The organism is Microbacterium sp. B24 (assembly GCF_000333415.1).
Classification (GTDB): Bacteria; Actinomycetota; Actinomycetes; order Actinomycetales; family Microbacteriaceae; genus Microbacterium.
This window is the reverse complement of sequence record NZ_BADB01000380.1, coordinates 18999-29584: the sequence shown is the minus strand read 5'-3', so window position 1 is coordinate 29584 and position 10586 is coordinate 18999. Positions and strand designations below refer to the sequence as shown.

Annotated in this window: 5 protein-coding genes; all 5 read left to right on the top strand. The window is 69.2% G+C overall.

What is annotated here, in order from left to right; genetic code table 11:
* Positions 1 to 38: 38 nt before the first annotated feature.
* Positions 39 to 443, top strand: coding sequence for a DUF1731 domain-containing protein (locus tag I5I_RS17970; protein ID WP_374699914.1), 405 nt, complete (start codon positions 39 to 41; stop codon positions 441 to 443).
* Complete coding sequence (locus I5I_RS10295) at positions 338 to 886, top strand: DNA-3-methyladenine glycosylase I (RefSeq protein WP_239640087.1); 549 nt, start codon at positions 338 to 340, stop codon at positions 884 to 886. Before I5I_RS17970 ends, I5I_RS10295 begins: the two co-directional genes overlap by 106 nt.
* Before the next feature lie 60 nt (positions 887 to 946).
* Positions 947 to 3298 carry an ATP-binding cassette domain-containing protein gene (locus I5I_RS10290; protein WP_036319099.1) on the top strand — a complete coding sequence of 784 codons (2352 nt, stop codon included), beginning with the start codon at positions 947 to 949 and terminating at the stop codon, positions 3296 to 3298.
* Positions 3299 to 3456: 158 nt separating this feature from the next.
* Complete coding sequence (locus I5I_RS10285; RefSeq protein WP_036319096.1) at positions 3457 to 9552, top strand: Ig-like domain-containing protein; 6096 nt, start codon at positions 3457 to 3459, stop codon at positions 9550 to 9552.
* A gap of 37 nt (positions 9553 to 9589) precedes the next feature.
* Positions 9590 to 10561, top strand: coding sequence for an AAA family ATPase (locus I5I_RS10280; protein ID WP_036319094.1), 972 nt, complete (start codon positions 9590 to 9592; stop codon positions 10559 to 10561).
* Positions 10562 to 10586 lie beyond the last annotated feature (25 nt).

Below are 10586 nucleotides of genomic sequence, written 5' to 3'. Positions count from 1 at the left end.
ACGTCGTCGCGCCGCAGGCCTCCGACAACCGCACGCTCATGCGCACACTGCGGCGCATCGTCGGCGCTCCCTTCGGGGTGCCCGCCTTCCGCTGGATGCTGGAGCCGGCGATGTGGCTGCTGCGCACCGAGCCGGAGCTCGTGCTGAAGAGCCGCTGGGTCGTGCCCGAGCGGCTGACCGCGGCCGGGTTCGTCTTCGCGCACCGTGACCTGGAGGAGGCGCTGCGAGCGAGTCTCGCATCAGCCGCCCGCGCGGCGCCCGCGCCGGCGTCGCTGGCGATGTCGGCGCCCGCGCTTAGCCTGACCGGGTGGATGATCTGCGCGAAGGCCCGGACGGCCTGCTCCGGTGTGGATGGGTGGGCGACGACCCGGAGTACCGGCGCTATCACGACGAGGAGTGGGGTCGTCCCCTGCACGGCGACCGCGCCCTCTTCGAGAAGATGAGCCTCGAGGGCTTCCAGGCGGGGCTGTCGTGGATCACGATCCTGCGGAAGCGCCTTCGCTTCCGCGAGGTGTTCGCAAACTTCCAGCCCGCCGTCGTCGCAGAGTTCGACGAGGACGATGTCGAGCGGCTGATGGCGGATGCCGGGATCATCCGCAACCGCGCGAAGATCCTCGCGACCATCGGCAACGCCCGCCTGGTGCGGGAGATGGAGCCGGGTGCGCTCGACGATCTCATGTGGTCGTTCGCGCCGCCGGTGCGGGCCGAGGGCGAGCGTCCGGTCGCGTTCGCCGACGTGCCGGCCGTGACGGCGGCATCCGATGCGCTCTCGAAGGCGCTGCGTGCCGCCGGCTTCCGCTTCGTGGGATCGACGACGATGTACGCACTCATGCAGTCGGCCGGGATGGTCGACGATCACCTCGCGGGGTGTCATCGCGCGGTGTGAACGCGCGAGCGGGTCGACGCGGGACTGTGCGACGTCGCACCCTCGCGGCAGACTGTCGCCATGACACCGGCTTCCGAACACGTCGCCGACTCCCACGGCCTCATTCGCGTCGTGGGCGCACGCGAGAACAACCTGCAGGGCGTCGACGTGGAGATCCCGAAGCGTCGGCTCACGGTCTTCACCGGCGTCAGCGGCTCCGGCAAGTCGAGTCTCGTCTTCGGGACCATCGCGGCCGAGTCGCAGCGGCTGATCAACGAGACCTATCCGACGTTCGTGCAGCAGTTCATGGGCCAGGTCAACCGTCCCGAGGTCGACGCGCTCGAGAACATCAGTCCGGCGATCGTCGTCGACCAGGAGCGCATGGGCGCGAACGCACGCTCGACCGTCGGGACGGCGACCGATGTCCACGCGATGCTGCGGGTGCTGTACAGCCGCATCGGCCATCCGCACATCGGTTCGCCGCAGGCGTTCTCCTTCAACGTGCCGTCCGCATCCGGATCGGGATCCCTCACGGTCGCGGCGGGCGCGTCCACGACGCAGCACCGCCGATTCGAGATCACGGGCGGGATGTGCCCGGCGTGCGAGGGACTGGGGCAGGCGAGCGAGATCGACATCGACGAGGTGCTCGATCGCTCGCTGTCTCTGCGCGACGGAGCCATTCGCGTGCCCGGCTACACGCCCGACGGTTGGATGGTGAAGGGGTACAGCGAGTCCGGTTTCTTCCCGCCCGACGAGCCCATCGCGCAGTTCACCGCGACGCAGCTGAACGATCTGCTCTACAAGGAGCAGACGAAGGTCAAGGTCGCCGGCATCAACATGACCTACGAAGGACTCATCCTCAAGATCACGAAGTCGATCCTGCAGAAGGATCGCGACAGTCTCCAGCCGCACGTGCGCAGTTTCGTCGATCGTGCGGTGAAGTTCATGCCGTGCACCGCCTGCGGCGGAACGCGCCTCAATGACGGAGCCCGGTCGTCGACCATCGCCGGGGTCAGCATCGCGGACGCGGCGGCCATGCAGATCACCGAGCTCGCGGAGTGGGTCGCCTCCATCACCGATGCCTCGGTGGCCCCGCTCGTCGCGGGCCTGCGTCAGACGCTCGACTCCTTCGTCGCGATCGGCCTCGGCTACCTGTCGCTCGATCGCGCCAGCGGCACACTGTCGGGAGGCGAGGCCCAGCGGACCAAGATGATCCGCCACCTCGGCTCGAGTCTCACCGATGTCACGTACGTCTTCGACGAACCCACCACGGGCCTGCACCCGCACGACATCCAGCGGATGAACGACCTGCTCCTGCTCCTGCGTGACAAGGGCAACACGGTTCTCGTCGTCGAGCACAAGCCCGAGGTCGTCGCCATCGCCGACCACGTCGTCGACCTCGGACCCGGTGCGGGCCGCGCCGGTGGACGCATCGTGTACGAGGGTGACGTCGCGGGGCTTCGTGCCTCGGGAACGCTCACCGGCACCCACCTCGATCACCGTGCGCGACTCAAGCCCGCGACGCGCGCGGCGCGCGGCGCACTGCAGATCCGCGGCGCCAGTCTGCACAACCTGCGTTCCGTGGACGTCGACGTGCCCCTCGGCATCCTCACCGTCGTCACGGGAGTCGCGGGATCGGGCAAGTCGTCGCTCATCCACGGCAGCCTGCCGGCGTTCGACGACGTCGTCGTCGTCGTCGACCAGACGGCCATCAAAGGCTCGCGCCGTTCGAGTCCGGCGACCTACACCGGTGTGCTGGATGCGATCCGCACCGCGTTCGCGAAGGCGAACGGCGTCAAGCCCGGATTGTTCAGCGCCAACTCCGAAGGCGCCTGCCCCGCGTGTCGAGGCCTCGGTGTCATCATCACCAATCTCGGGTTCACACAGAGCGTCGAGACCCGCTGCGAGCTGTGCGGCGGCAGCGGGTTCAGCGACACCGTGCTCGAGTACCGGTGGCAGGGCAAGACGATCGCGGAGGTGCTGGCGATGTCGGCCGACGAGGCTGCCCCGTTCGTCGGCACGGGGCCGGCCCACGCGGTCCTGCGACGGATGATCGACGTCGGGCTGGGCTACACGACGCTGGGCCAGTCGCTCTCCTCGCTGTCAGGCGGCGAGCGGCAGCGTCTGAAGCTCGCGATCGCGATGGCCAAGCCCGGCGCCGTGTACGTTCTCGACGAGCCGACGACCGGCCTGCACCTCGCCGACGTCGACAACCTGCTCGCGTTGCTGGATCGTCTCGTGGATGCCGGCAACTCGGTGATCGCGATCGAGCACCACCAGGCGGTCATGGCGCACGCCGATTGGATCATCGACGTCGGTCCGGGCGCCGGTCGCGAGGGTGGTCGAGTCGTGTTCGCGGGAACACCTGAGGACCTGGTCGCCACGGGTGAGACGCTCACGGCTCGTCATCTGGCTACCTACGTCGGAGCATGACGATCCAATAGTGGGTAGTTCTCCCCATGTGCAAGGGCACGCAGCCGTTGATTTCGTGACGTAGGCTATCCGGGTCTGCACGACGTGTGCGCCTGCTTCAGCAACAGGTCCCGACGCCACGCAAATGAATACGAGCCCGGAGGGGAGCCGAGCCCACAATGAAGTCCTTTGCGTGGCTTCGCGCGCGTCCGCGTACGCTGATTTCGACCGCCGCGGTCACCGCGGCCGCTCTCGTGGTCGGCTTTTTCGCGGTGTCGTACGAGGGCAAGCCGACCACCGAGGTCGACCTCAATGACGGCGGTGTGTGGGTCACGAAGCAGTCCAGCCTGCTGATCGGCCACTTCAACCACTCCTCGCGCGTGCTCGACGGGGGCCTGCGTACCGGTACGTCCGACTACGACATCCTGCAGAGCGGCACCCGTGTGCTCGTCGTCGACTCGACGGCGTCGTCGATCGCTGCCGTCGATCCCGCCCGCGTCATCATGTCGGACTCCGCCGAGCTCAAGCCCGGGGCCGCCGTCGCGATGGGCGCGGACACCGTCGCGGTCATCGAGCCCACGGGAGCACTCTGGACCAGCCCGTTCACGGCCATCAGCGGTATCGGCGCCCAGGGCACCGAACCCGTCGCCGACGAGGGCAAGAACGCGAAGGTCGCCGTCGGCGTCGACGGCACGGTGTACGCGGCCTCAGCGTCAGAGGCCGCCGTCCGATCGTACGGACAGGGAGACGACGGCACGACGGTGCAGAAGTCGTCGCGCGATCTTCCCGGTGTGACGGCCGACCACAAGCTCTCCTTGACCGTCGTCGGCACCACGCCGTATGTGCTCGACCACGACACCAACACGCTCTACGGCGGCGACGGGCTGCGCGTGCAGGTGCCGGGCGACGCCGTGCTCCAGCAACCGTCGGGCACGGCCGACGCCGTGACCCTCGCAACGCCGACATCGCTGGTGCGCATCCCCACGGGGGGCGGCGATCCCCAGACGATCGAGGCCGGCGGCTGGAAGGGCACGCCCGCCGAGCCGGTCTATGTGGCAGGTTGCGCGTACGGCGCCTGGTCGGGCAGCGGACGGTTCGTCCGCGACTGTCCCGGCGACGCCGACGACGCCGCGCGGGACGTTCCCGGCGTCGAGGCGACGAGCGTGCTGCGCTTCCGGGTCAACCGCGACGTCGTCGTGCTCAACGACGTCTTCGGCGGCGCCGCGTGGATGGCCTCGGACTCGATGCAGCGCGTCGACAACTGGCAGGACATCACGCCGCCCGAGGGCGACGGCGACGATGAGGAGAAGACGACCGAGGAGACCGTGCAGACCACGCTCCCCGAGCGCACCGACCAGAACACCCCGCCGATCGCACAGGACGATCAGTACGGGGTGCGCCCCGGCCGCACGACGGTGCTGCCCGTCCTCGACAACGACACCGATGCCGACGGCGACGTCCTCGTCGCCGCCCCCTCATCCACCCCCGCGTTCGGCAGCGTCGAGCCGATCAACAACGGGGCGGCTCTGCAGTTCACCGCTCCCGAGGGGGCGACCGGCTCGACGAGTTTCCGCTACTCCGTGGAAGACGGTCGTGGCGGCGAAGCCACCGCGACGGTCACGGTGACGGTGCACCCGTTCGATGTGAACGCGGCGCCGGTGCAGAAACGCACCACGCCGATCACCGTCGAGTCGGGTGGCACGGCCTCGTACAACGTGCTGTCGGACTGGATCGATCCCGACGGCGATGACATCTTCCTCAAGGACGTCGCCGCCGACGGCGGCGACGAGGCGGACTTCACGCCGGATGGGCAGATCACGTACCGTGCGATCGGCGGCGTCCAGGGGCGCAAGGACGTGCCGATCGTCGTGTCGGACGGCACGGCGGACGGCGCCGGCATCGCGCGCTACGATATCCGCCCGCTCGGTACGACCGTGCCGGTGACCAACTCCGACCACGTCGTCACACAGGTCGGACGCACGGTGACGGTCTCTCCGCTCACGAACGACACGAGCTCCGGCAGTGAGCCCTTGCGCCTCACCCGCGTCGACGAGGTGCCCGGCGCGACGATCGTCCCCGACTTCGCGAACAAGACCTTCACGTTCACGGCCTCCAGCCCCGGCACGTACTATCCGCAGTACCTCGTATCGGCCGGCCCCAACTCCGTTCCGGGTCTCGTCCGGATCGATGTGCTCCCGGCATCCAACGAGGACCTGCCGCCCGTCGCGGTGCGCGATGTGGCTCTGCTGCCCGTCGGCGGCGACGTGCTCGTCAACGTGCTGTCCAACGACACCGATCCCGCCGGGGGCATCCTCGTGGTGCAGTCGGTCAGCTCCGTCCCCGGCTCCGGCGTCGCCGCTGCGGTGCTGGGCCACGAGACCGTGCGCATCAGCGACATCGGCTCACTCAGCAAGCAGGTGCGCGTCGGGTATACGATCTCCAACGGCTCGCGCACGGCCGAGGGCGAGATCGTCGTGATCCCGGTGCCGCCGCCCGCGAAGCTGCGCCCGCCGGTCGCCAACGATGACCAGGCCGTCGTGCGCGTCGGGGACACCGTCACCATCCCCGTGCTGGCGAACGACTACCACCCCAACGGCGACACCATGCACGTCGCCCCCGATCTCGTGCCACCGCTGGTCGACCCCGCCGACGGCGAGGCCTTCGTCTCCGAGGACAAGGTCCGCTTCCGTGCCGGCAACACCCCGAAGACCGTCTACGTCACGTATGAAGCCGTCGACTCGACCGGTCAGCGCGACGCGGGGTACGTCACGATCCAGATCCTGCCGCGCAACGACGAGGCCAACTCCGCGCCGAAGCCGCGCGATCTCACCGCGCGCACGCTGAGCGGTTCGACCGTCACGATCCCCGTGCCGCTGGACGGCATCGACCAGGACGGTGACTCGGTCGAGCTGGTCGGCATCGCCGACGCGCCGAAGAAGGGGCGCATCGTCGAGACCGGGGCGAACTCGTTCACCTACGAGGCGTTCGGCGACTCCGCGGGCGTCGACCGGTTCTCCTACCGGGTGCGCGACAGCCTCGGCAAGGACGCCACGGCCACCGTGCAGGTCGGAATCGCACCCGCGGCATCCGTGAACCAGGCGCCTTACGCGGTGCGAGACACGGTGACGATCCGCCCGGGACGCGAGGTCGCGGTGCCGGTCCTCGCCAACGACTCCGACCCCGACGGCGACGAGTTCGGCTTCGCCCAGGACGACCCGGTCACGCTGCCGCCGAACGTCCCCGGCCTGAAGGCGCGCGTCAGCGGGAAGTATCTGCTCATCACGGCTCCGAACGAGCAGATGAACACGTCGCTGCAGTACGCGATCACCGACTCGCGCGGCGCGCGGGCCTCGACCAGCGTGCAGATCACCGTCGACCCGAACGTTCCGCTCGAGCGTCCCATCGCCCGCGACGACCGCGTGCGCGCCGAAGACGTCAAGGACGGCACTACGGCCGATGTGGCGGTGCTCGAGAACGACGACGATCCCGACGGCACGAAGAGCGATCTCACGGTGACCCTCGGTGCGGGCGGGGACAACGCCCGCGTCGGCGCGGACGGCACCGTGCGGGTGCAGGTCACCGACCAGCGCCAGCTCATCACGTACACGGTCACCGACCCCGACGGTCTCACCGACTCTGCGTTCATCCGGGTGCCGGCGCTGTCGGAGCTGCCGCCGAGTCTCATCTCCACCAAACCGGTCGAGGTCAAGAGCGGCGAGACCATCGACCTTCCGCTGTCGCAGTACGTGCGCGCGGCCGGTGGCAAGAGCGTCGTGATCACCGAGGCCGCCAAGGTGTCGGCGGTGCACGCCAACGGCGCGAACCTCATCAAGGACCAGCAGACGCTCGTCTACACCTCGGCCGACCGCTACTTCGGTGCCGACGCGCTGACGTTCGAGGTCACCGACGGCGACGGTCCCGACGACCCGACCGGGCGCAAGGCCACGCTCACGATTCCGATCACGGTTCTGCCGCCCGACAACCAGTCGCCGACGATGCTCGGCGCCTCCATGAACGTCGCGCCCGGCGAGGATGCCACCGTGCTCGACCTCGCGGCGCTCGCGACGGATCCCGACCCCGGCGATCAGGGCAAGCTGAAATTCGCGATCAAGGGCTCCACGCCCGACGGACTCACCGCCTCGGTCGACGGCACGCAGCTGAAGGTGTCGGCCGCGGCATCCACGAAGAAGGGCACGCGCGCCGACCTGACGGTCACCGCCGACGACGGCACCACGACGCCGGCGGAAGCGACGATCTCGATCACCGTCACCGCGTCGACGCGGCCGCTGGCCAGCGCCAACGACGACGTCATCGCCGAGTCGGCCCAGGGCTCGACAGAATCGGTGCCCGTGCTCGCCAACGACGTCAACCCGTTCCCCGACACCCCGCTCAAGATCGAGAGCGCGGTGCTGGAGACTGGGCAGGCCCAGGTGGCCATCAAGGGCGACCGGGTGGAGGTCACCAGCGACACGTCGTTCGTCGGCACCGTCATCGCGCGCTACCGCGTGATGGACGCGACCGGAGACCCCGCCCGCGCGGTCGAGGGACGCATCCGCATCACGGTGCAGGGAAAGCCGGATGCCCCGGGTCGCCCCGTCGTCTCCAGCATCCAGAGCCGCACGGTCGTGCTCTCGTGGACCCCGCCGACCGACAACGGGTCGCCGATCACCGGGTACACCGTGACCTCGACGGCGAACAACTACATGAAGCAGTGCGCGTCGACCACGTGCACCCTGGACGGGCTGACCAACAACGTCGAGTACAACTTCGTGGTCACCGCCAGCAACAAGGTCGGCACGTCCGACCCGTCGCTGCCGTCGGAGACCGCACGCCCCGACGTGCGCCCCGATACCCCCGCGCCGCCGACGCTGCAGTTCGGCGACCGCAGCCTCACCGTGTCGTGGGTTCCGCCGCGCTCGGAGGGCTCGCCGGTCACGTCGTACACGCTGGAGATCTCGCCGGCGCCGCCGTCGGGCATCGTGCAGAAGACGGGCGTCACCGGAACCTCGATCGTCTGGGACGGCCTCGAGAACGGGGCGTCGTACCAGGTGCGCGTGCGCGCCCACAACAAGGCGCCGGATCCGAGCGAGTTCAGCCCCTGGTCGGCGTCGATGGTGCCGGCCGGAAAGCCGGACGCGCCCGCCGCGCCCACGACGACGCTCCTGTCGCCGGTGGGCTCGCAAGCCCAGATCCAGGTCGACTGGAAGGCGCCCGCCAACAACGGTGACGCGATCTCCGGGTACGAGCTGCGCGTCCTGCGCGGCGGTTCCGTGGTGAACACCATCCCGGTCTCGGGCAGCCAGACGAGCCAGGCCGTCAAGGTCGACACCTCGACGACGGACTACACGTTCGACGTCCGCGCTCAGAACAAGGCCGGTTGGGGCGACCGCAGCCCGCAGTCCGCCCCGCGCCGCGGCGTCACCGCTCCGGCGGCACCGACGGGCGTCGCCGCCACCGAGGGCAACAACACGGTGGGCGTGACGTGGCAGGCCGGTGCCGGCAACGGCGCGAACGCGAACGAGATCCAGTATCAGTACTCCGTGAACGGCGGTGGCTGGCGCGGCGACTGGGTCGGTGGCGGCACCAACGGCGCCGGCACGATCGGCAACGGCCAGGTCAACAACAACGGCACGTACACGATCCGCGTGCGCGCCGTCTCGACCGTCGACGGCAGCACCTACGCCAGTGGGGCCTCCAACGACTCGAACGCCGTGTCGCCCTACGGTCCGATCGGCAACCCGTCGGCGAGGGCCGCAGCATCCGGGACGAACATCACGTACACCTGGTCGTCGCCGAACCGAAACGGTCGGGACATCGCCACCGAGGTGTACATCGACGGCGGCCTGGTCAGCCGTGACGCGAGCGGCTCGATCACGCGCGGCTACGGCTACAGCGAGACGCACAGCATCGAGGTCCGCACGAGCGCGGCCGGCCAGACCACCACGGCGTCCGACTCGGCACGCACGGTCGATGCCCCGCCGCCCCCGCAGCCACGGGTGTGGGTCACGCGCGGTGACTACGTCGCTGACGGCTGCACCAACGGCTGTTACAAGTTCGTCGTCAACTGGGAGAACCTGAACATCGGTCCCCGGACGGTCTGGTGCTACCGCGATGGAGCGCGCGTGGGATCGTACGACAACTCCGTGAACTTCAATGGCAGCGGGTCGCAGCAGTTGGGCTGCTGGCTCGGCGCGGACGGCTACAACGTCTTCGTCGACATCCTCGGCTGGGGTGGCTCGGTCGATACGGAGAAGACCTGGTGGCCGCGAAATTGACCGTCTCGATGACAATCCGACAGCAAGGAACGAACGAATGAGCATGACCCCCGAACAGGCCGCGTGGTTCCGCGACACCTTCACGCGTCTCGTCGACAACGTCGATCAGGCGCTGCTGGGAAAGCGCGAGGTGGTGGGCCTGGTGCTCTCTGCCATGCTCGCCGAGGGACACGTGCTTCTGGAGGACGCGCCGGGCACCGGCAAGACGAGCCTCGCGAAGGCCATCGCCGCCTCCGTGCAGGGCACGAGCACCCGCATCCAGTTCACACCCGACCTGCTGCCCTCCGACGTCACGGGCGTCACGATCTACGACCAGCAGAACCACCGGTTCGAGTTCCACCGCGGACCGGTCTTCTCCTCGATCGTGCTGGCCGACGAGATCAACCGTGCCTCGCCGAAGACGCAGTCGGCGCTGCTGGAGGTCATGGAGGAGTCGCGCGTCACGGTGGACGGCGTGCCCCACGAGGTGGGTCGTCCGTTCCTCGTGATCGCGACGCAGAACCCCATCGAGCAGTCGGGGACGTACAAGCTGCCCGAAGCGCAGCTCGACCGCTTCATGCTGAAGACCTCGATCGGCTACCCGACGCTCGCCGTCACCGAGCGGATCCTCGCCGGGGCGGTCGACCGCAACCCGTCGGCATCCCTCGGCGCCATCATCACCACGAGCGCGGTCGCCGACATGGCGGACCTTGCCGCCACCGTGCACGTCGACCCCGTGGTCGCGCGGTATGCCGCGCAGCTCGTCGAGCACACGCGCGCGTCCGACGCGACCCGCCTCGGCGTCTCGGTGCGCGGAGCGATCTCGATGATGCGCGTCGCCAAGGTCTACGCGGCCGCGCAGGGTCGCCACTTCGTGGTGCCCGACGACGTGAAGACCCTCGCCGTGCCGGTGTGGGCGCACCGCCTCGTGCTCGACCCCGAGGCGGAGTTCTCCGGAACGACCGCCGAGAGCATCGTCCAGCGGGCGGTCTCCGCCGTGGAGGCCCCCCTGGCGCGGGCCGCCAGCTGATGTCGCCGGCACCGGAAACTCTCAC

Excerpts from the sequence above, each read along its gene's own strand:
- I5I_RS17970 (WP_374699914.1), top strand. The coding sequence starts at position 39 with ATGCGCACACTGCGGCGCATCGTCGGCGCTCCCTTCGGGGTGCCCGCC.
- I5I_RS10290 (WP_036319099.1), top strand. The coding sequence starts at position 947 with ATGACACCGGCTTCCGAACACGTCGCCGACTCCCACGGCCTCATTCGC.
- I5I_RS10285 (WP_036319096.1), top strand. The coding sequence starts at position 3,457 with ATGAAGTCCTTTGCGTGGCTTCGCGCGCGTCCGCGTACGCTGATTTCG.
- I5I_RS10280 (WP_036319094.1), top strand. The coding sequence starts at position 9,590 with ATGAGCATGACCCCCGAACAGGCCGCGTGGTTCCGCGACACCTTCACG.